Origin of the sequence: Parasphingorhabdus sp. JC815 (genome assembly GCF_040717415.1) — a bacterium.
Classification (GTDB): domain Bacteria; phylum Pseudomonadota; class Alphaproteobacteria; order Sphingomonadales; family Sphingomonadaceae; genus Parasphingorhabdus.
In genome coordinates this window covers 277,722-298,975 of the sequence record NZ_JBFEFM010000001.1, presented here as the reverse complement: position 1 = coordinate 298,975, position 21,254 = coordinate 277,722, and the positions used below count along the sequence as shown (strand labels likewise).

The following is a 21,254-nucleotide window of genomic DNA, read 5'->3' as shown; positions in this document are numbered from 1 at the left end:
AAGGTGCGGTTTTTCATTTTTCATCAGGCCAAACGGCTCCCGTCTGCACTATATCGCATATCTTCGGGCAATTTGATTTTCGGCTTGTGGAGCGGACTGACCATTTTGCTATCAAGCTGGATCAGGAAGCTGAGTATCGCGGCAACCACAGCATACAGGCGGTCATCAATCACCTCGCCCACTTCCGAAGTATAATATACAGAGCGGGTAAGTTCAGGATATTCCATGACCGGCGTGCCGACTTCTGCCGCCATTTCGCGCATTGCCAGTGCGATCGTATCACAGCCTTTACCAAGCAGAACGGGCGCATAATCCTGTTCCCGGTCATAACGCAGCGCGACAGCAAAGTGGGTCGGGTTGACCAAAAGAACCGTGGCTTCGGCGACTGCCTTGCGGGTGGAATCGCTTAGCATTTCGCTGCGCCGTTGACGCTGGACAGCACGGGTATCAGGCGAACCTTCGGTTTGCTTATACTCGTCCTTGACCTCTTGCTTGGTCATTTTCAAGCGCTTGCCACGCTGGAATATCTGAATCGGCACGTCGATCATCGCGATCAAAGCAAGGCTGACTGTTATGCCCACCAGCAATTTCAAAAACAGCGATGTATAGCTGGCCACAGCCGTATTCAAATCCTGAGCGCCCATTTGTGCAAGGTCGCCAAGATGCATGAACAAAATCGTTCCGCCAACAACGCCGAGCAACAGGACTTTCATGATCGACTTGCCAAGCTCCATGAGGCCATTGGTGCCGAATATCTTGCCCAGTCCTTTTATCGGATCGAGCTTTGAAGGCTTGGGCTTCATCGCTGACCACCGGAAACCAAAGGAACCTAGCAGAGCCGGTGTAGCAATCGCAGCAATGAACAATATGGCAAACAGGCTCATAAAGGCCGGAATTAAGATACTAACCAGTGAAGAGCTGCGGTTGCCGATTTCAAACAATTCCACATCGCGGCGATCAAATATGAGCGCGTTGGTCATCATGTCGGCCAAGGCCTGATATAATGTGCCGCCAAAGATCACGATGGCCACTGTTCCGGCAAAAGTTACCATCGCTCCGCCAAGGTCGCGCGATTGAAGGACGTCACCTTTTTTTGCGCTATCTTTCAGCTTCTTAGGGGTTGGTGCTTCGGTCTTTTCACCGCCGCCGGGGGATTCCTGTGCCATTAACGTCCTCCCGCGATTATTGTTGCCTGGTCAAGCCCCATGCCAAGGGCTTCGATAATCGTATCCGCCATGATCGGGGCGGTAATCGCCAGCGCTATCAGGCCAGCCGTAATGGTGACCGGAATACCTACAGCGAACAGGTTCAAAGCCGGAGCCGTACGAGCTAGAAAGCCCATGATAAGCTGGATAAGGATGAGCGCACCGCCAACCGGCAAAGCGATCAACAAACCCATGGAGAACAGGGTTCCGCCAAATTGCACGATCCCCATCAACAATTCCGGACCAAGAAACGCATAGCCGGGTGGCAAAGCGGAATAGCTTTTCACAATGGTCGCGAGCAGCAGCAAATGACCGTCTATCGCAAGCAGAAGCAAAGTCGCCAATATAGTCAAAAACTGGCCGATAACCGGTGTTGATTGTCCCGTTTGCGGATCGGACATGCTCGCAAAGCCAAGACCCATGGCGTTGCTGATCGTTGCACCGGCAATCAGGACACTGGAATAACCAAGTTGAAGCGCAAAACCGATAGCAAGACCGACCAATACTTCCCCCATGACAAAAATTATATTGCCCAGGCTGATCGCTGAATCGCCAGGCAGATCAAAACTTGCGCTATTGGTGGCGACCAATCCGATCATGAACGCCAATATGATGCGGATTTGTACAGGCACATTGGCTGCACCAAAAACCGGTGTCACGACCATCGCAGCGCCGGGCCGGATCATTGCCATCATCCACATCCAGATCTGGCCCTCAACATCTGCAAATCCGGGTGCAATCATAAAAGAAGGTCCGGGATGCGGGCAAAAATCTCTCTGGTAAAATCGACGATCAGCACAAGGATGGAACCGCCAAATAACGCAGCCACAACAGCAACAACGATAAGTTTGGGCACAAAGGTCAATGTTTGTTCGTTTATCGAAGTCGCAGCCTGCACCATGCCAAGCAAAAGCCCAACGAGCAGCGCAGGGATCAACAGGGGCGCGGCGGCCAAAGCCGTGATCCACAATGCCTGCTGTGCAATACCTACAAAGAAATCAGCGTTATCGGTCATAATCTATATCGCAAACGAGGCTGCCAGAGACCCCATAGTCAAGGCCCATCCATCAACCAACACAAACAGTAACAGCTTGAAAGGCATGGATATTATGACAGGGGACAACATCATCATACCCAGCGCCATCAATACAGCCGCGACCACCAGATCGATTATCAGGAATGGCAGAAATATAAGGAATCCGATCTGGAACGCGGTTTTCAATTCGCTGGTGACAAAAGCCGGCAGCATGATCGAAAACGGAATATCCTTGCTGGATTCAAAACCCTCTTCATTGGCCAGATCCATGAACAGCCGCAGATCGGATTGGCGTGTCTGCTTTGCCATAAAGCTGTGCATGATTGTGCCGGATTTATCGATTGCTTCAGTCAGGGTGATTTCATCAGATGAATAAGGCGCCACTGCTTGTTCGTTAATTTTCTCGATACTTGGAGCCATCACGAACAGCGAAAGGAATAGCGACAGTCCGATCAGAACCTGATTTGGCGGAGTTTGCTGCAATCCCAATGCATGGCGCAAAATTGACAGAACAATGATAATCCGGGTGAAGCTGGTCATCATCAGAACGATTGACGGCAATATCGTCAATAGCCCCATCAGAATAAGGATCTGCAATGTAAGGCTTAATGGCTGACCATCGCCTGAGACATCGCCTAAGGCCCGTTCCAGTGCTGCTGATGCGCCCGGAGCTGCATTTGTCGCAGCGGCCTGGGCAAATGCCGGGTCCGCAATGAATGTGCAAACGACAATCGCAGCGATCAGCCAGATATATTTGAAACTAGTCTGCATATTTCGCGTCAATTTTTGTAACCCCGCCGCGCGTGACCGAGAGGAGAATTTTACGACCTTCAAAATCGACAACCGCCAGTTTATTGTTCACGCCAATGGGGAGAACCTCTACGATATTGAGGCTGCCGGATTTCTGGCGCATCATCGTTTGCGGTTGATATTTGCGGTAAAGCCACAAAGATCCGTATATCAACAAGCCGATCAGCGGCAGCATGATGGCGAGTTTTAGGATGTAAAAGGTCATTAATTGCGCCTTTCAACCCGCGCCCGCGTCATTCCGTTCGACACGATTTCTGCAATTCGCACTCCGAATTTATTCTTGACCGGAACAACCTCTCCGCGCGCAACCAGAGTGCCGTTGACATTAATATCAATGAGTTGGTCAACCTGACGATCCAGTTCGATGACTGACCCTTCGCGCAGGTCCATAATTTCGGAAACGGTCATCGACACGCTGCCGACCTCAACCGACAGGCGAACCTTTATATCCGCAAGAAAAGCATAATGGTCCTGCGTCTGACCAATGTTCATACCAACTGTTTCAGCGGCTTCGGGAGCCTGGCTATCCTGTGTCATATCGTTCATTTTATCGTCCTATAGAAACTGTTTGATTTTAAAGGCGACGCCGCCATTTTGTTCACCGATACTCCCGTGCGCGAACACACGGTCGCCAACGATCAGCGGCACATTATCGGTGGGCGCTACCGGTAAAATGTCACCCACTGCCAATTGGGAGAGCTGCGACAAATCCATTGTCGGACGCGCCAGGACCGAACGGACCGGCAGAAAAACATGGTCGAAAGACTCCTTGAGCGCCTTTTGCCAAGCAGGATCAGCGGTGTGGGTTTCACGGTTTACCGGACGGTGAAGTTGCGGTTCTGCAACGCTCAGACCATCAATCGGCTGAACAAAATCAATCGCCTTTACGGCATGGCCCGAAAGCGCAACCCGTGCCGAACTGACGAGTATATTCGGGTCATCAAGATCCATTTCGAGATCATCTATGTCGTGGATGTATCTGGTGTAATGAACCGTTGTTTCATACACAGCCGACCAGCCTTCGCTTAGGCTATCAGCCAAGAGCTTGGCTAACCTGTCAATCATACCAATTTCAGAACGGGTCAGCTTGCCTTGCGCGCAAGTTTCTCCATCAAATTGTCCGCCAAAGAAACAATCGACACAACCCGTCAGGAACAATCGGGAAACCCGGACCCAAATTGACGGACCGGACATGGCGGAATGAAATTCCAGATAGACCGCATCATCAGTCTGTGCCGCGCACCAGTCTGCCAATGGCACAGTGTCGCTGCTCGCCATTTCAACGGCCAGTTCGGTACCGGTAATATTGACCAAATGCGCTTTTAAACGGCCCAATATCCTTTTTTCTACCTTGCGATAAACGCTCAACAACAGATCGTCGGGACCACCTTTTTTCAGTAAGCTATGCTCTGCAGGCCCCTGATTTCTTTTGGTCTGAGTATTCGACTGTTGATTGCTATGCGGCTTGCTTTCCGGCTTGGTCCGTGCCGAGGCTGGAGCCATTGTATCTGTAGGAAAACTTGTCATTTTCTTGCCGTTTCTGTGGTTTCTACTGGATAACCATACTAGTGAAATATACGTCTTCGATGCCGCCAAACCCTGCTTTTTCCTTCAAGGTGGCGTTGATTACATCGCGCAATTCTTTTTTAAGCCTGACCTTCCCTTCCGAGGTATCCAGATCAGACGGGTCCTGTTGACCCAATTCCATCAGTACCGCCGACCGGATAGCAATTTCATGGTCGGTCACATTCTGGATAACCCGCTCGTCATAATAAGTGGAAATGGCGAGCGACAATTGTGTGTAATTTTCCGATCCTAAAAGATTGGAGGTAAATGGCTCTTCAATCTGATGATAAGAGATTTTGAACCGGTTTTTCGCTTCACTCGGCAAAGCAATTTTGGCTTCCTGCTCGCTAATCTGCGTACCGTCTTTCAGGATAATCTTAGGCTTGTTCGGGTCTTCCGGAACCTGCGCCGGGCCACCCATGCTACCTGCGACATAAAACCCGGCTGCAGCACCGCCACCGCCCAGCACCGCTACTGCCGCAATCGCGATGAGAAGGCCCTTCATTTTGCCTTTTTTCTTTTTGGGTTGTGCTTCGGATTCTGTGGCTGACATTGTGACCTCTAAAAAAATTTAATAATCTGAATTACTTGCTGTGCACTCAGGCATATCTGCTATTATCGGTGCTTCTCAGCGGTTCGGTATCGCTCTCGATGGAGCTAGCTGTTCTGCCATGACCCGACGGGGTAGAGCCTTCCTTGCGCTCGCCCGTATTTTCCTGCTGATTAAAATTCATGCCGCTATTATCGGAAGCCGCGAACATATTTTCCCGAACATCCACACGCAGGGTCAAATCCGACCGGCCACTGGCTTTCAGAAGATCTTGAATCGCTTGACTATGTTGCATGATCACTTCACGTGCAGCGTCACTTTCTGTCTCAATCCGCATGACCTCAGCCGATCCGCGGGAAAGGAAGGACAGTTCCAGACGCCCCATATTTCTGGGATTAATCTCAAACTTTTTATGATCACCGTTTACGGTAAGCTCTAACATTTCAGCGGCAAAACGTTCGGCAAATTGCGGTGCGTTCCAGTCAAAGCTCACGGTCTTTGCGGCGCTGTTGTTACCGGCTGTAACCGCATTTGGCGAAGAAGCCTGAACCGCGGCAGGCAATTCAACATTTTTATCCTGATGACCTGCAACGGGCAGATTATCCATATCGAGGAAAAATGATCCGCCTTCGGTTTTCATCGGTTTGGCCGCAATAGCCGCTTCACGTGCATTTGTTACAGCAGGCCGCTGTTCTTTGGAAGCCACGGCCTTGCCTCTTGCTGTTTGCTGGAGGTTAAGCAACTCTTGCACTTTCTGTCCGGCGCCGGAGGGCTCCAAATTGACACTTTGCGTCCCGAGAGCAGCCAGAGGCGCTTTACCGGAACCATTGGCTCTGGATTTGTCGTCTGATTGAGCCTCATTATATGGCTTTGCTGCGACAGAAGCTTTATCCCCATCTTGCGTAATATTTTTGGCAATCGAAGCGGTGGATAATGCCGATAGCTTCTTCTCGTCAGCAGATGATGACTTGTCGTCGGTCGGGAAAGACGGTTTCGGATCAATCTGTGCATCCACATTGGCCTCGGTAGAAGTGCGGTTTGACAAACCGGTCATTGCGTCTGCTTTTGGCGATGAGACATTGGCTCGCGCGTCATTACCCGATTGTTCGCCTAACACAGGCTTTGCCTGAGAGAAGCGTTCAGACCCTGAAGTCGAAGCGGAAGATTGAGATAGATCAGATGGTAGCTGCGTCTTGCCGTCACTGGCTGTGACAGGGACATTCATTCCGATGGTTTTGGCAGTATCCTTGTTGTTCACTGGCACGACCGGCAGACCGGTCAACTGGCTCAAGAACTGCTCAATATTATCTTCAGCGCCACTTTCTTTATCGGCATCGGCAACATTTTCTATAGTCGCACGTGACCGGTTCTCACCCGAGAGAAGAAGGGAGCTGAACTCCATATTGGCGCTACGTGTTTCCATGTCCACAGGCTTTGCAGAAAGCATGCCAATTATGGAACGGGAAGCCTCTGACATGATTTTAGTAATCATTGCAGCGATCCTTTTTCTTATTATTACCTATGTTATACAATAAGTTATGCTGAACATCCGTTTTGAATATTTCTGCTTTACGGGCTTTTCTCAGGTTGGACTGGAATAGCTTCTCGGTGCTTTCAAAAGTCGTCCGGGCGGCAAGATTTTGCCGCTCTGCATGGGCAAAATCTTGCCGTGCCGTTTCAATCGAGGCTTCGATTGACTGTTCAGCGACGACCAAACGTCCTGCAAGCTCCATTCGCGCGGCCAACATATCAGCATCCACCGCCACAACATCTGATAAGGTTTCGGTATGCAGCTTCCTTATTCTACGCACATTATGTTCAAGTGCCGCGCAATGATTGCCGGCTTTTGTCAGTGCCATTTCCTTCAGCTTCTTTTGCGTATCCCGGACCTTCAATATGCGTTGAAGCCCCTTCACTTTCCGGGTCATGGCTGAAACAGGCCGGATAGATCGCTTAAACTCTGTCCAAAATTAACAAGATCGCGTGGTTTTTGTTTGAGATAATCGACCATGATGGGCCAGTGCGAGAGCGCCTCATCAATATTAGGGTCGCTTCCTGACTGATAGGCCCCCATCAGAACCAGATCACGGTTCTCCTCATAGACCGACCATAGCCGCCGAAAATGGGTTTGGGCTGCATGATGATCCTCATCAATAATATCAACAGCAACGCGGCTGATAGACTTTCCGACATCAATAGCAGGGAAAATGCCCTGCTCCGCCAATGAGCGGGATAATATGATATGGCCGTCAGCAATGGCGCGGGCATTATCAACCACCGGATCATCGAGATCATCACCATCGGCCAGAACCGTATATATGGCTGTGATTGAACCGCCCGTTTCGCTGTCATTCCCTGCCCGTTCAATAAGACGCGGTATCATCGACAGTGCCGAGGGTGGATAGCCTTTCATCGTTGGCGGCTCACCTGCTGCCAGGCCGATTTCCCGCTGTGCATGGGCAACGCGGGTTAGACTGTCTATGACCAGCACCACCGATTTGCCCTGGGCGCGAAAATGCTCTGCAATCGCCGTGGCACGATGCGCTGCTTTCAAACGCGATGATGGCGAGTGATCGGCTGGCACAGCAACGGTTATTGTAGGAACGGCATCTTTCTTGGCATTACGGCGATTAACAAAATCATTCACTTCCCGTCCGCGCTCACCGATCAGGCCAACAACCACAACATCGGCAACAACACCGTCCAATATCTGGTTAATCAGCATGGATTTGCCCACACCGGAACCGGCAATAATCGCGACGCGCTGTCCCTGACCAAAGGTCAATAATCCGTTGATGGCCCTGATGCCCATATCAATCGGTTTGGTCACGCTGGCGCGGCGCATGACATTGCCTTTCAGCCCCGATAATGGGACTGTCTCTGTCGTTAAAATCGGGCCTTTACCGTCTATCGCTTCGCCCATAGGACCGATAATCCGACCAAATAGCGCGTCACCGACTGCGGCCTCGCTCGATTTAGCATAAGGAAATACCGGGCTTCCGCTTCTTAGCGGCGCATCCTGCACCATCGGAATCATCAGCGTATGAGCGCCTTTGAAACCGACTACCTCGGCGTTGATTTCACGCCCGTCGGTCGCAATTACCCGGCCAGAATATCCTAGTGGATAAGGAAACCCCGTTACCTCCAACATACTGTTATCATGTGCAGAAAGTTTGCCGACATGGCGCGGTTCATTACTGATATGATCAATACGCGCCAAAAGCCCGCGCAAGGCTTTGCCGCCATTCACATTTCCGGCAGATTGATTTGCCGCTTCATTCATGCCCGGCATCCGATTGTTCGCCGCTGAATTCATTTATCAACGCACTCAATTCATCCAGCACGGTTTCAGAGCCTTTTTCGATCCAGCCCCCTGAATGGTTGAGTTTCAGATTACCGCGCAACATTGCCGGGTCCGCCCGCAAAGGCAGCTTGCACTGATCCTGATCGATTAACTTCAAGTCATCGGGATGTAGTGACAGGCTTGCGCCCTTCTGGTCCTGATCAATTTTATCGGCCAATTGGGTAGCCCATGCCTGCAATAATTGCGGGTCGGGCACGGCCAATTCCGAGCAGCGGCGAAAGAGGGATTCAATCGCCTTCAAAATCAAAGGAAAGCTGCCTACAGAATAAAGGTCATTCAAATGGTGGATTGCCTCCCCCAATATTGTAGCCGCCTGCCCTTCAGTAGATTGTTCCGCCACCAGCGCCGCTTGCCCGTCTTCCCATCCTTTACGATAAGCGACTTCAAAAATATCCGGCTCGACATTTTCGACCGGCGTAACCGGCTCATTAGCTACCGGCTCGTCAAAAGTTTGAAACTGGTGAGTTGCACCTTCATCAGCGGGTAATGTGCTCGACCATGCAGAAAATTCTTTCTGCTCGACCGGAGAACGCCATAGCGGAACAACATCAGCTTGCGAAATATTGCGACGAAGATTTTGTTCGATGTGAAGATCAGACATAATCTGCACCGCCAGCCGACATGCTGATTTCGCCATTGTCGATCATCATTTTGGCAATCTCGATAACTGCTTTTTGTGCAGCTATAACTTCTTCCATAGGCTGCGGGGGGGCATCCTCCATGTCATCCTGTATGGTTTCGGCGGCGCGTTGTGACATGGATTCAAATATTTTTGTTTTCATTTCAGCCGATGCGCCACGCAATGCAGGCACCAATATAGCGGCATCCACCTTGCGAACGACGGTTCCGATATCTTTTTTCGACAAAAGCAGAAGATCGGTAAAAACAAACATTTCATCTTCAATCTGACGCCCGATTTGCCGGTTGCGTTTCGTTACGCTTTTCAGAATCATTTGCCCCATTTGCTTGGGTAGATTGTTGACGATTGAAGCGCTATCCATCACGCCGCCAATTTCCATAGGTGGAACAATCTCTTCTGCCGTTGGTCCATTGTCCTCAAGCAAACTATGGATTTGGGCCAGCGCATGGGCACTAACAGGTCCCAAAGTCGCAACTCTGTAGATCAGTTCTTGCTGCAGTTGCGGTGAAACCAGTTGTAGCATTTGAGCAGCAGCCTCCGGGGTCATAAAAGAAATAAGAACAGCGGCAATCTGCGGCGGCTCGTTCTCCACCAGTGCAGCAATATCCTTGGCAGGAACCCATTTAAGCAAGCTCGCGATGTTGCTTGGCCGCTTGGGAGCAAAACGGTTCATCATATTTTCCGCGCGCGGCGTGCCCAGGGCTTGCCGGAATACCCGTCCGACTTTCTCATCGGATTTATAGGCCAGCGTGCTTTGTGTTTTGACCAACTCCAGAAACCGGTTCAACGATCCTTCAATCTGGACAGAATCGACATCGGCAACGCTAAACATAGCTTCACCCAAACGCTCTGCCTCCTCCGGTTCAAGGCGTTCCAATATTCTGGCTGCTTCATCATCATCAAATAACAGCATCAATATTGCTGCGGTCTGCCGTCCGGAAATCAGCTCCAGTTGATTACCACCTTCTTCGCTATTACGGTCTTTTAGTGCTGCCTCAGCCATTGGCATTCTCCAGCTCGTCAGCTTCTTTCAATAATTCTTTCACAACCAACGCGGCGTGATCGGGATTTTGTTTGACAAAACTCTGGGTCAACAGCGCGCGCTCCTGATAGCTGGGCGCAGCCTGAATCATGTCGATGGTTACGGGTTGCGACGATGCCATTGCATTTTTCTGCCCGGCTTCATTGCCCGAAGCATCGCTTAACAATTCGTCATTTTGTGATTTCAGGTCGCCCCCAATCACAGAGTCATTGATTGCCATTTCTGATTTACGGTTTTTCTCTGAGTTCAGCCATTTTTTCAAAATTGGCCGAGCGATGAAAAAAATGATCAGCAAGGCAACAACCAGAGCCGTGACATTGCGACTGACAATTCCGAACCAAGGCGTTTCATACCAAGGAACTTCGGCTTCTTTTTCTGTAACCGGCCGGAATTGGCTCGCGGATACCGCAATCTGGTCTCCGCGCGCTGCATTGAAACCAACGGTCCCTTTGATCAGCTTTTCAATTTCCTGAATTTCTTTTGGCGACTTGGCATTTTTAAGTGCCTTATCATCAATCGCAACCGCCACCGAAAGCCGGGATACCTGACCGGTAGCCTGATTGATGACAGCAATTTCGCGAGCCAGCTCAAAATTACGTTTATATTCTTCGCTGGTTTTCAGCGCTTCTGCTTGCTCCGCACCTTGTTCCTGCGCGCCATCAGCCTGATCTTCAAATTCCGGCTCGGCAGGTGGACGATTGGCCAGAGCTCCTGGTATACCACCAGCTTGCGCCCCCCCGCCCGGCTCTTCTGTGCGGCTGCCTTGCTCTGAACGCAGCACGGAACCATCGGCAGGATAGGTTTCACTGGTCGCCTGCTTCTCGTCAAAGTTTACATCGGCAGTGACCTCGGCAACGAAGTTTCCGGGGCCGACAAGCGGTGTCAACAGACTGGCCAGCGACTGACGATAACGGTCTTCTATGGCCGATTTGATTTTTAACTGTGCATCATTGTCGCGTGATCCTTCACCATCACGGCGCGAAAGCAATCGACCATTTTGATCGACCACCGAAATATTACTGGCTGACAAGCCCGGCACAGAACTGGCAACCAGATTCAAAATTGCCTGGGTTTGCTGCTCATCCAGTGCAGCAGAACCCGCCAAGTGCAATATCACCGACGCCGCCGGTTCATTTCGTTCACGCAGGAATATGCTAGGCTGTTCAACGGCCAGATGCACTCTTGCCGACAAGACATTGTCCAGCGCTTCTATGGACCGGGCCAGATCCATTTCCCTTGCAGTGCGTAATTTTTCCGATTCTACCGCGCGGCTAGCACCCATCGGCATGCTCGACATAATGGTATCGCCGCTGGGCGCGGTGCGGGGCAGGCCCTGACCAGCCAGCTCAATCTTGGCACTATGATAATCTTCGTTGCTGACCATCAATGTTCCGGTCGTATCATCAACCTGATAGGCAATATTCGCACTTTGCAAAGCCTGCATCACAGCTGCTTTGTCATTGTCGGGAAGCCCGCGGAACAGATCCCGCTGGGCCGGTTCGCGCAAAACCAGCCATGCAGATAAAGCCGCAACAACGACGGCAGAAAGAATGATGAGCGGCATTGCCCGCGCTATTGCGGGCTGTTTTACAAACGACTGGATCGAACCCATAACGCCGCTTGCACCGGAACCATTCATGCCATTTGCTGTAAGCGGCATAATGTTCTGATTGGTGGAAGTTCCCTCGGCCATATTATACCGACATGTTCATGATGTCCTTGTAGGCGGACAAAAGTTTGTTCCTGACCTGCAAGGTGGATTCAAAACCGATCGACGCTTTATGCTTAGACAGCATGACAGCAGCAACATCACTGGTTTCGCCCATCTGATAGGCGGTAATGTCAGCTTTTGCCGTGGCCTGAAGCTGGTTCACGTCATGGAGTGCCTCGGTCATCTGCGCGGCAAAACCACCCGGACCGGATGGCTTTTCCGTTTGCTGTGTTTGACCAATAGATGTTTGGCCGTTTGATGTCTTATCGGGACCAGTCAGATTTGCTGTCTTGCTGGCTATATCCTGCAACGCATTATTTTGGTTCAGTATCGCATTGCGCGCTGCCATCAGGCTGTTCATATTAACGGAAGACATAATCTATCTCCTGCTCACGCCGCCAACGCACGCATATCGGCCATCCGATATCGTAGCGTCCGTTCTGATATGCCAAGTTCTTTGGCAGCTTCACGGCGATTACCATTGGTTTGCTCAAGGGTTCTGGTGATCGCGTCATATTCGACGCTTTTTGAAATGGATTGCAGGTCGCGGCCACGTACGAACCGCGCAGAGGTTTCGGGCACCGCATCCTGCTTTGGCCCCGAAGACAGGCTCTTGCCGGAAAACATCAGATCTTTGGCTTCGATACGATCACCATCACACATGACCAGTGCCCGCTGCAATACATTGGCAAGCTCACGAACATTGCCAGGCCAGTGATGGGCCTTCAGGCGTTCGATACAACATTGCGACAAGGCAACGAATTTCTCCTGCCCTTTTTGTAAATCCATCATCATAAAAGCAGAGATCGCGACAATATCGGCAGGACGCGACGCCAGCGGTGCCAGCTCAACCGGCATGACATTCAAACGCCAGTAAAGATCCTCGCGGAATGTCCCGGCTTTGACTTCTTCAGCAAAATCACGGTTGGCAGCGCATATGATGCGAACGTCAATCTTTTCATGGCGAGTCGCACCCACCGGCAAGATTTCGCCTTCTTGCAACACACGCAAAAGTTTTGACTGGCTTTCAAGCGGCATTTCGGTGATCTCGTCGAGAAAGATCGTGCCGCCGTCCGCTTCTTTGAAAAGACCGACAGCATTGGCATAGGCTCCGGTAAAAGAGCCTTTCTTGTGACCGAATAAAATGGATTCGATCATCGTTTCGGTAATGGCGGCACAATTCACCGTAACCAGTTGTTTATCAGCACGCGTGCTGTTTTCATGAATATAACGCGCAACGCCTTCTTTGCCGGTCCCGGTTTCTCCGGTGATCATGACATTGGCATCACTGCGCGCCACGCGGGCTGCATATTTATATAGGGCAATAGATTTAGGGTCTGCAAAAGCGGGGCCTTTACCCCCCCGCATGGATTCAATGATGCACGACAAACCAAACAGACGGTCTGCTTCACCAAATTCAATGCGCGGGGGTTGGCTGAGGGTAGCCGGAACAAAACGGAATGGACCATCCCGATAAATAACGACGGGATCTTTCACCACATTGGATGACGCACTATGATCACGGTGGAGGGGTTCAACACTCGCGAGCATATCAACAAATTCCGGAAACCTAGAGACCAGGCTAGATTTTATCGCACTGTTGATCATTTTATTCCCTCATGATTATTCTGAACACGGAATCCTGCTGTGTTCATCATAGTCATCGCAATCTACGTGCCAGTTTTGGGAATTGGCAGAAACGCGCCATATTTCAGTATGGACTTGTCGGAATACCGACATATTTATCGGAAAACCGACAGTCATTAATACCACCTGTCGGAGAACCGACATTTTTTTTCATTAATTATTTTGAGACCCGCCGTTAACTCCTTTGAGGCCGCTTCAAGAGACGAGGTGACCCACAATAAGACCAGTAAGTAAATTGTGAAAAGGATGTCACTATGACTGTAATAGGAACTAACGTAACGGCTCTGCGCACCAGCTATAACACCAACCAGGCTGAAATGGGTCTCGCAAAATCTATCGAGCGCCTGTCAACCGGCCGTCGGATTAACAATGCTGCCGATGATGCGGCCGGTAACGCCATTGCAACCCGTATGTCTTCCGAAATTCGTGGCCTCAGCATGGCAATTCGTAATTCCAACGATGGTATTTCGCTTGCCCAGACCGCAGAAGGCGGCATGAACGAAATCACCAACATGCTGCAACGTATGCGTGAACTGTCAGTTCAGTCTGCCAACGGCACGCTTTCCAACGGTGACCGCACCAACCTCCAGACCGAAGTTACCGCTTTGATCGCCCAGATTGGTGATGTCGCAACACGGACAACCTTCAACGATGTTGCATTGCTTGACGGCACCAACGCATCCATCAACATCCAGACCGGTAGCGACGCCTCTCAGACAGTTGTTGTCGGATTGGTTGATGTCAGTGCTGCGACCCTTGGCGTTAACGCGCTGGATATCAGCACAGAAGCTGGTGCAACAGCTGCGTTGACCGCTCTCGACACCGCTTTGGATACCGTGACCACGGGTCAGGCTTCTTTGGGTGCTTCGCAAAACCGTCTTCAGGCAACGATCTCCAACCTGTCTGATCGTGTTGCCAATATGACGGAATCACGTTCGCGCATCATGGATGTGGATTTCTCTGCCGAGACAACCGAGCTGGCTAAAAACCAGATTTTGAGCCAGGCTTCTACCGCCATGCTCGCTCAGGCGAACCAGTCCCAGCAGTCAGTATTAAGCCTGCTGCGCTAAGACAATCGTCACGACGGAAAAGCCTCTTCCCCAAAAGGGAGGAGGCTTTTTCTTTGGCGGTTACTGGATTATCAAACCAACACGCGTCATTCCGGATACTCCGGGATGGCGTAATTCTATTTACCAGACCCCATTGCCGCCTGTAATTTCTCCAGCGCCCGTTTTTTGATCTGGCAGACGCGAACAGAAGACACATCCAAAGCAGCGCCAATTTCATCTAGCTGCATCTCTTCGATGAAATAACAGTTGAGAACAAGCTGCTCGCGTTCATTCAGCTTCTTCAAATTGGCCGATAAAAGCTGAACCATCTGGTCTTTTTCCAGCGTTTCATGCTGGTCATCGTCTTCATTGGTGAACCAGCTACTGGAATCGCAATAGACTTCATCAAGGGAATCGACGTGAACATCAATTGCGCGATCGGCATTTTTACGAAACTCAGCCTGATCTATGCCCATAGCGTTGGCGAGATCCACCTCATTGGGTTCATACCCGTTTTCCTGAGCCAGTTGCTCGCTGACCCGGCGGAGCTTTTTGTTCCACTCAACCGCACTTCTACGCAAATTACAGGTGGTTCTTAGATAGTCGATCATCGCGCCGCGAACCCGGACATATAGATAGGTGGTAAAACTATGCCCCTGATCAATATATTTGGCAGAAGCCTCCACCAGCGTCACCAAACCGACCTGAATCAAATCCTCAATCTCGACCCGGTCAGGAGAGAATGATTTAATCTGCCATGCAATCTTGGTCACAAGCCCCTGATGTTCCCTGACCAGTGCAGACTCGTCAACCTGCATCGCACCATAAGCTTGAGAGACTCTGTTTTTCGTTTGTAACATAAGTTCATTCCACTCGATTAAAATGTCTGGTCTGATTCCACACGCGCCGGTTCTGGTCGGGTCTGTGGAACGCCGATTTTTGCCAATACTTCAATGGATTTATCTTCCGGCAATTCCTGATAGGAAAGCACCGTCAGGTCAGGGAAACGGTTCTTCAGCAATGCTCCCAACGGGCGGCGGACAATGGGCGAAGTAATCAGCGCAATGTTCCGCGCTTCCATCGGCAGGGTCCGTGCCGTATCATCAACCGCTTCGACCAATTGCTGTGCCAGCTGCGGTTCAATCGGATAATTGGCATCTTCTCCAATCTTTAACGCCTTGACGAGCAGGCTTTCCAGATCGGCATCCAGCGTCACGACCGGCAGCGGCAGATTAACCGGCACCATTGTCTGAATGATCAGGCTACCGATTTTCTGCCGGATCATATCAACAATCTTATCGGTTTCGCTATGATGGTTAGACGCCTCCAGCATCGCCAGGCAGATTTTCTGAAAATCCTTGACCGGCACCTTCTCGGCAAGCAGTTCCCGGCAAATCGCTGTAATCGCAAAGAGCGACAAGGGCTGCGGCGTCAGGCTGTCGACCAGTTGGGGCGAGCTTTCTTTTAACAGGTCGAGCAATTTCTGTGCTTCGTCCATGCTGAATAGCTGCGCTGCGTTTCGGCGAACGACATCATTAAGATGGGTCGCAACAACCGTCGGCGCGTCGACGACCGTATATCCTTCTGCAATAGCTTGAGATTTTTTATCCGCCCCGATCCAGATGGCATCCATGCCAAAAGTCGGGTCTTTACAGGGGCGCCCTTCGATAACTGCATCGACATGACCGTCATCCAACGCAAGAAAATCATTGGGCCAGACTGTGTCCTCACCCAATACCATACCGCCCATCATGATCCGGTAGCTATTCGGTTCTAGCTCCAGATCATCCTTGATCCGCACCAGCGGAACCACAAAGCCCAGCTCTTTGGAAATTTGACGCCTTATTCCGGTGATCCGCTTCATCAATGGTGCACCCTTGCGGTCTTCCACCATCGACACCAGCCCATAACCGATTTCAATACCCAGCCGGGCTTTTTCGGACACGTCTTCCCAATCAATCTGCTCGGGCTGTTTTTCAGGCACTGTTTCTGTAACCGCTTCAACCGGCTTAGGCTTGCGGATGAGGTAGAATGCAAAGCCGCCTGCTACGGCTGCTGCAGGAAGCACCACCATGTGAGGCATACCCGGTAAGACACCCAGAATCGTCAGAATCACGGCCACGGGAATCCACGCCGCCCCTGACCCGAACTGAGAAGTAATCTGGTCCGGCAGGTTTTTGCTCGAAGAAACTCGCGTGACAATGGCAGCCGCAGCAATCGACAGGATCAACGCGGGAACCTGCGCCACCAATGCGTCGCCAATGGCAAGCATGGAATAAGTACTTGCCGCCTCGGCAAAGGGCAATCCGTGCATCGTGGTGCCAAGAACGATGCCGCCAATAATATTCACCGCAAGAATCAATATCCCCGCAACCGCATCCCCTTTGACAAATTTGGAAGCACCATCCATCGAGCCGTAAAAGTCAGCCTCTGTCGCCACTTCCGAGCGCCGCGCCTTAGCTTCTTCGGGTGCGATCAGACCGGCATTCAAATCGGCATCAATCGCCATCTGTTTGCCGGGCAAGGCATCCAGTGTGAAGCGGGCAGATACTTCTGAAACCCGGCCTGCACCTTTTGTAATGACGATCAGATTGATGATCATCAGGATCGAGAATACAAATATACCAACAACATAATTTCCGCCGAGCAACAGACTGCCAAAGGCTTCGATAATCTGTCCGGCTGAATCCCCGCCTTCATGCCCCTGCACCAATACCACGCGGGTGGATGCGACATTCAGACCCAGCCGCATCAGCGTTGCGAATAGCAACACCGTCGGGAAACTGGAAAAATCAAGCGGCTTGGTTGCATTCAAGGCCACCATCAATATGGCAAGCGAGATCATGATGTTGGTAATAAAGCCTATGTCCAGCATGATCGTTGGCAGCGGCAGAACCATGAATATGACCAGCAAAAGGGTCGCAAGCGGTAGCAGGCCTGATTTCAGGTTACCCGCCATCCGGTCCATGGAGAAAATTTGTCGGTTCATTATATATTATATCCCCAAAGTGGCGAGCATCAGATAGGCAGCACGCGCTGGCTCGTTAAATGGCTTTGCCTTGTTCGCTTGATCTTGACCGGCATGTGCGCGGGCGATCCGCAGGTAATCAGCGGGTTGCACCATCTGCCCCCTGCGCGCGTCCTGAAGTGGTTGCGTGCGACCGGCAGACGGCGGCAAAGTCTTTCCGCTTACCGGCAAACCATTGCCGACCAGATTGACCGCATCAGCCAATTTATGCGCAAAACGATTGCGGATGGTTTCAAAGCTGTTTGCTTGACCAGCGCGATTAAAAAATATGTTGCGATTGGCACGGGCCGCTTCGGGAAAAGCCCGGGCAGCAGCTCCATCAGGATTTTCATCCATCTTGTTCAGAAATTTTGCTGCTCCGGCAGGGCCAAGGAAATGCGCCAGATACAGATCAACGGACTGGGGTGTTCTTCCGGTCTTCCGTTCCAGATAGTCACTATTGTCGCTGGCAAAATCACCGGCCAGATCAGCAGAAAGTTGCGGGTCATTTCTAAGTGCTAATATGCTGGATTTCTGCGCTTTATCGGCAACGCTCAGATAGCCGTTTCTATTTCTGGAAATAGCGTTCTGCGCCCATCCCAGCCCATATTTATCGCCCTTGTCCTTTATCAGTCCAAGCCAGGTCTGGTCGATAAACTGATATAGTCCGGTAGCCGATGAAGTCTGCGCTTTTGCATCTGCCCGCATACCGCTTTCAAGCTGTGCCTGGGCGACCAGATACTGGAAGTCCACACCGGTGCGCTGTGCTGAACGGGCAATAACGCCTGAAAGGTCACGACGTCCTGAAGAGTTCGGTCTGGCAATATTGGCATCAGCAAAATTGGTAACGGGTAGATGGGACATGTTGGTATCAAATTCTCCTGTAAATAGGAGAAGCAATAGTCATGCCAAATGGAATCGCTTAAGAGCCGACAAGCATATCACAGTTCTGCCATGCCAAAGGCGGCTCAAACACTTATCCCGCCCAACAGAAAACCCGTCATTTCCACATCGGAAACAACGGGTATAATTTGCGGTTAAGTTCAGGTTTCGGAGCTATAAACGCTGTTTACCGTTCATCGGCACGGAACAGCACGGAACAGCGGATTATATTTAACGCCCCCGCGGTGTTCCGGAGTAGGTGTTTGCCTGACTCTCGCGAAATCCGGCCAAAAGCTGTAGTCTTGTCGAGCTATGGTCCCGCAAAAAACGCAAACGATAAATGGACGCCTGCATTAACTCGTCCGCTTCACTTATAAGCGGTTTGAGGCCGGGATCATAATCCTTCGCCTCTATCGCGCCAAGTTTCGCTGCCGCCTCACCCAATTCGGTGCTGGCCCGGAAAATAGCATCACTGTCATGGCCTTCCAAAGCTGCGAACAATATATCCTGCGAATTACGGAAAGATTCGACTATTTGCTGCATCAATCCGATCCCATTCCAAAAACGCCTCTATCCAGCATTTTTTGCGCCAACGCATCGCTATCCACTTTGTAGGTTCCAGCGGCGATCCGCTCTCTCACATCAGCCACTTTTTGTATGTCAAACGGCGGCGTTTTTTCTGCCAGCACAGAGGCAGTAGTGGTTATGGATGGCGTTTCTTTCATCGAGGCGACATCCGGTCCTGCACCGATGTTTCTGGCCGTCCCATCATGTGTTGCTCCCTCTTTCACAGCCGGGCGGTCCAGCCGCGTATTGATCGCCGAATAGCTTTCAACAGGTTTCATTTCTATAGCTCCTTAACACTGTAGCCTATTAGTGTTTGCGCTTTCGCACAGATAATATCTACATCGTTCCTGATATTTAACGGCGCGTTGTGAAAAAATTAATATCTTTGTTTGAAAAAACTTACTGAACCAGTTCTACTTCACCGGAACCCGATACACGGGCCATTAATTCTTTGGATTTGCGGTTAGCACGAACAGGAATATAATCCCCTATCCGCCCATTTTTCTGCGCCACTACACCATAGCTTATACTGAAGCTGGGACGTTTAACTACAAGCGTCAGCGGCTGGTTTCTAAAGACCACAAACTCATCGGCACGCTCCGACTGATTAGATAGCCCTGCTTGACTGCGCCTTACCGGAACGAAAATCCGCCAGCCCAATTCAGGACAACTCACCATGACCGCATTATTCTTGGTGTCCGAAAAACGCACTCCGTTAGAACAGCGTTTCAATCGCAATTTCGTATCAATGGGTGCGCGCGCTCCGCCTGCATCACCGATTTGCGCTCCAAGATGCGCGGCAACCTGTCGGTCGAGCGCGGCGCTATCTTCAAACGGAGAAGCTGCGCCCATTGCGAAAAGAGACATTATAGGAATAGCAAAGCGGTAGTGAAGCATGATCGGTTCCTGTATTGTGTTCAGAGAAAACCAAGCAGGTTCCATGCCAGTTTATGCAATTTGCTATATTATTTGCCTAAGCCACTATTTTCAGGTGATTGGAAGGTCAGCAAGATATTTTGCTTTTCTGTGGTTTTGGACAGCAGCTTTTCTGGCATTTTCAGAACGATCCGTTCACCGTCCTGACCGGCTTTTTCAAAAGCATCGGCAATCGCAGCAGAGCGAGCGGCTACTTTCTCCCATTGCCGTAGCCTTTGACCGCTTTCTTTCTGTGTAATTGCTGGCACATATATGGTCAGTGTCTGGTTTTTCCGGACATTAGGAATTTTTGCAATCTCGCGGCGCGCATGATTGGTCAGCACCGCGCTGCTATCACCAAAGAAATCAGTGACCTTATATTCAAATTCCGCCAGAATAGCCGAAGCCTGAGCAGTCTCATCTGACAGTTTTTTATCGGATTCAGGGTCGGCAAGATTCACAAAATGGGCATAGGCAAAGGCGCTGAGTAGCATCAACGCCAAATCGAGAAATGACAATGTCGTGCGGCTTGCATTCACTGTTCGCTCGCCGCCCGCGCCGAATGTGCTGGGGGATATGCGGGGGACTGTGCGGGGGAAAAATGCACTGGCGTCAAGATAACCAGCTCGCGCTGCGCTATCGTTATCGCGTGCTGCACCACCGCCGCGCGATAGGCATTTAATACTTCTGCTCGCGCCTGCAATCTCACATGTATGGGATAGGCAATAATATGCGAAACGAACAGGCCATAGAGGCTTGTGAGCATGGTGAAGCTCATCGCTGGCCCCATTTTCAGCGGATCAATTCCGGTCGCAAATAACTGGATTAGACCGATAATCGTACCGATCAATCCAATGGCCGGTGCAATTTCAGCAGCGGCGTTCCAATATGTTGCTGCCATATTCAGCTTTTTCTGAGCCGCATTACGCTGCAACCGCGCCCATTCCCCGAATGCTTTGGCATCACTGGAATTAACCAGCTCTCTAATCAGGCGAGTGACGAAAGCATCCTCGCTGCTCAGGTGCTCCAGTCCAGTAAAGCCTTCTTCGCGCAAAACAAAATCAATACGGCGGCACATGAAAGTGGCATTTTCTCCGCTTTCAGCGAAGGGATCTCTGCCAAGAGCGCCCAGCGCGGCAAAAGCCAGACCAAAAGAGGGCCGGCCATTTTGAATCCAGGCCATGATCAGCACACAGCCAAAAACAAGTCCGAATGATAATGGATCAAAAAACCGACCGATGTTGTTAAGCACGATGTCCATTA

At 50.9% G+C, this 21,254-nt stretch carries 25 protein-coding genes; 1 reads left to right on the top strand and 24 read right to left on the bottom strand.

Going from position 1 to position 21,254, the window contains the following annotated elements:
- Positions 1 to 23: 23 nt before the first annotated feature.
- From AB1K62_RS01440 to AB1K62_RS01365, 16 genes are read right to left on the bottom strand one after another with little or no spacing between them, the layout of a single operon-like run.
- Complete coding sequence (locus AB1K62_RS01440; RefSeq protein WP_367000658.1) at positions 24 to 1,166, bottom strand: flagellar type III secretion system protein FlhB; 1,143 nt, start codon at positions 1,164 to 1,166, stop codon at positions 24 to 26.
- The gene (gene fliR / locus AB1K62_RS01435) at positions 1,166 to 1,948 is read right to left on the bottom strand and encodes a flagellar biosynthetic protein FliR (RefSeq protein WP_367000656.1); all 783 of its coding nucleotides are present in this window, start codon (positions 1,946 to 1,948) and stop codon (positions 1,166 to 1,168) included. Before fliR ends, AB1K62_RS01440 begins: the two co-directional genes overlap by 1 nt.
- Positions 1,945 to 2,220, bottom strand: a complete 276-nt coding sequence (fliQ, locus tag AB1K62_RS01430) for a flagellar biosynthesis protein FliQ (protein WP_367000654.1) — start codon at positions 2,218 to 2,220, stop codon at positions 1,945 to 1,947. Before fliQ ends, fliR begins: the two co-directional genes overlap by 4 nt.
- 3 nt (positions 2,221 to 2,223) lie before the next feature.
- On the bottom strand, positions 2,224 to 3,012 hold the full coding sequence (fliP, locus tag AB1K62_RS01425) for a flagellar type III secretion system pore protein FliP (RefSeq protein ID WP_367000653.1): 789 nt from the start codon (positions 3,010 to 3,012) through the stop codon (positions 2,224 to 2,226).
- On the bottom strand, positions 3,002 to 3,256 hold the full coding sequence (locus tag AB1K62_RS01420) for a flagellar biosynthetic protein FliO (RefSeq protein ID WP_367000651.1): 255 nt from the start codon (positions 3,254 to 3,256) through the stop codon (positions 3,002 to 3,004). Before AB1K62_RS01420 ends, fliP begins: the two co-directional genes overlap by 11 nt.
- Positions 3,256 to 3,597, bottom strand: a complete 342-nt coding sequence (fliN, locus tag AB1K62_RS01415; protein ID WP_367000649.1) for a flagellar motor switch protein FliN — start codon at positions 3,595 to 3,597, stop codon at positions 3,256 to 3,258. Before fliN ends, AB1K62_RS01420 begins: the two co-directional genes overlap by 1 nt.
- 9 nt (positions 3,598 to 3,606) lie before the next feature.
- Positions 3,607 to 4,578: a FliM/FliN family flagellar motor switch protein gene (locus AB1K62_RS01410; protein WP_367000647.1), complete on the bottom strand. Its 972-nt coding sequence runs from the start codon at positions 4,576 to 4,578 to the stop codon at positions 3,607 to 3,609.
- 22 nt (positions 4,579 to 4,600) lie between these two features.
- Positions 4,601 to 5,170, bottom strand: coding sequence for a flagellar basal body-associated FliL family protein (locus AB1K62_RS01405; RefSeq protein WP_367000645.1), 570 nt, complete (start codon positions 5,168 to 5,170; stop codon positions 4,601 to 4,603).
- A gap of 46 nt (positions 5,171 to 5,216) precedes the next feature.
- The gene (locus AB1K62_RS01400; RefSeq protein ID WP_367000643.1) at positions 5,217 to 6,659 is read right to left on the bottom strand and encodes a hypothetical protein; all 1,443 of its coding nucleotides are present in this window, start codon (positions 6,657 to 6,659) and stop codon (positions 5,217 to 5,219) included.
- Entirely contained in the window at positions 6,649 to 7,095 is a 447-nt protein-coding gene (locus AB1K62_RS01395; protein ID WP_367000641.1) for a hypothetical protein, read from the bottom strand. The genes AB1K62_RS01400 and AB1K62_RS01395 overlap by 11 nt, the downstream gene beginning before the upstream one ends.
- Complete coding sequence (locus AB1K62_RS01390) at positions 7,092 to 8,450, bottom strand: FliI/YscN family ATPase (RefSeq protein ID WP_367000639.1); 1,359 nt, start codon at positions 8,448 to 8,450, stop codon at positions 7,092 to 7,094. The genes AB1K62_RS01395 and AB1K62_RS01390 overlap by 4 nt, the downstream gene beginning before the upstream one ends.
- Positions 8,443 to 9,132, bottom strand: coding sequence for a hypothetical protein (locus tag AB1K62_RS01385; RefSeq protein WP_367000637.1), 690 nt, complete (start codon positions 9,130 to 9,132; stop codon positions 8,443 to 8,445). Before AB1K62_RS01385 ends, AB1K62_RS01390 begins: the two co-directional genes overlap by 8 nt.
- Positions 9,125 to 10,174, bottom strand: coding sequence for a FliG C-terminal domain-containing protein (locus AB1K62_RS01380; RefSeq protein ID WP_367000635.1), 1,050 nt, complete (start codon positions 10,172 to 10,174; stop codon positions 9,125 to 9,127). Before AB1K62_RS01380 ends, AB1K62_RS01385 begins: the two co-directional genes overlap by 8 nt.
- Entirely contained in the window at positions 10,167 to 11,906 is a 1,740-nt protein-coding gene (fliF, locus tag AB1K62_RS01375) for a flagellar basal-body MS-ring/collar protein FliF (RefSeq protein WP_367000633.1), read from the bottom strand. The genes AB1K62_RS01380 and fliF overlap by 8 nt, the downstream gene beginning before the upstream one ends.
- 1 nt (position 11,907) lies before the next feature.
- The gene (fliE, locus tag AB1K62_RS01370) at positions 11,908 to 12,300 is read right to left on the bottom strand and encodes a flagellar hook-basal body complex protein FliE (protein WP_367000631.1); all 393 of its coding nucleotides are present in this window, start codon (positions 12,298 to 12,300) and stop codon (positions 11,908 to 11,910) included.
- Between the two features lie 14 nt (positions 12,301 to 12,314).
- A complete protein-coding gene (locus AB1K62_RS01365) occupies positions 12,315 to 13,475 on the bottom strand; it encodes a sigma-54 dependent transcriptional regulator (RefSeq protein ID WP_367000629.1) in 1,161 nt (386 codons plus the stop codon).
- Positions 13,476 to 13,825: 350 nt separating this feature from the next.
- Between AB1K62_RS01365 and AB1K62_RS01360 the strand changes: the two genes are divergently transcribed.
- Positions 13,826 to 14,641 (top strand): flagellin, encoded by an 816-nt coding sequence (locus AB1K62_RS01360; RefSeq protein ID WP_367000628.1) that lies wholly within the window; start codon positions 13,826 to 13,828, stop codon positions 14,639 to 14,641.
- Positions 14,642 to 14,757: 116 nt separating this feature from the next.
- On the opposite strand, the gene AB1K62_RS01355 is transcribed toward AB1K62_RS01360, so the two are convergent.
- The 8 genes from AB1K62_RS01355 to AB1K62_RS01320 form a co-directional block, all read right to left on the bottom strand.
- Positions 14,758 to 15,480: a sigma-70 family RNA polymerase sigma factor gene (locus tag AB1K62_RS01355; RefSeq protein WP_367000627.1), complete on the bottom strand. Its 723-nt coding sequence runs from the start codon at positions 15,478 to 15,480 to the stop codon at positions 14,758 to 14,760.
- A gap of 17 nt (positions 15,481 to 15,497) precedes the next feature.
- Positions 15,498 to 17,609, bottom strand: coding sequence for a flagellar biosynthesis protein FlhA (gene flhA, locus AB1K62_RS01350; protein WP_367000626.1), 2,112 nt, complete (start codon positions 17,607 to 17,609; stop codon positions 15,498 to 15,500).
- A 6-nt stretch (positions 17,610 to 17,615) separates the two neighbouring features.
- Entirely contained in the window at positions 17,616 to 18,491 is an 876-nt protein-coding gene (locus tag AB1K62_RS01345; protein ID WP_367000624.1) for a lytic transglycosylase domain-containing protein, read from the bottom strand.
- Positions 18,492 to 18,740: 249 nt separating this feature from the next.
- Positions 18,741 to 19,052, bottom strand: coding sequence for a hypothetical protein (locus tag AB1K62_RS01340; RefSeq protein WP_367000622.1), 312 nt, complete (start codon positions 19,050 to 19,052; stop codon positions 18,741 to 18,743).
- On the bottom strand, positions 19,052 to 19,354 hold the full coding sequence (gene flgM, locus AB1K62_RS01335; RefSeq protein ID WP_367000620.1) for a flagellar biosynthesis anti-sigma factor FlgM: 303 nt from the start codon (positions 19,352 to 19,354) through the stop codon (positions 19,052 to 19,054). The genes AB1K62_RS01340 and flgM overlap by 1 nt, the downstream gene beginning before the upstream one ends.
- 121 nt (positions 19,355 to 19,475) lie before the next feature.
- The gene (locus AB1K62_RS01330) at positions 19,476 to 19,973 is read right to left on the bottom strand and encodes a flagella basal body P-ring formation protein FlgA (RefSeq protein WP_367000619.1); all 498 of its coding nucleotides are present in this window, start codon (positions 19,971 to 19,973) and stop codon (positions 19,476 to 19,478) included.
- 68 nt (positions 19,974 to 20,041) lie between these two features.
- Entirely contained in the window at positions 20,042 to 20,530 is a 489-nt protein-coding gene (locus tag AB1K62_RS01325; protein WP_367000618.1) for a hypothetical protein, read from the bottom strand.
- Entirely contained in the window at positions 20,527 to 21,252 is a 726-nt protein-coding gene (locus AB1K62_RS01320; RefSeq protein WP_367000616.1) for a MotA/TolQ/ExbB proton channel family protein, read from the bottom strand. The genes AB1K62_RS01325 and AB1K62_RS01320 overlap by 4 nt, the downstream gene beginning before the upstream one ends.
- Between the last annotated feature and the right edge of the window lie 2 nt (positions 21,253 to 21,254).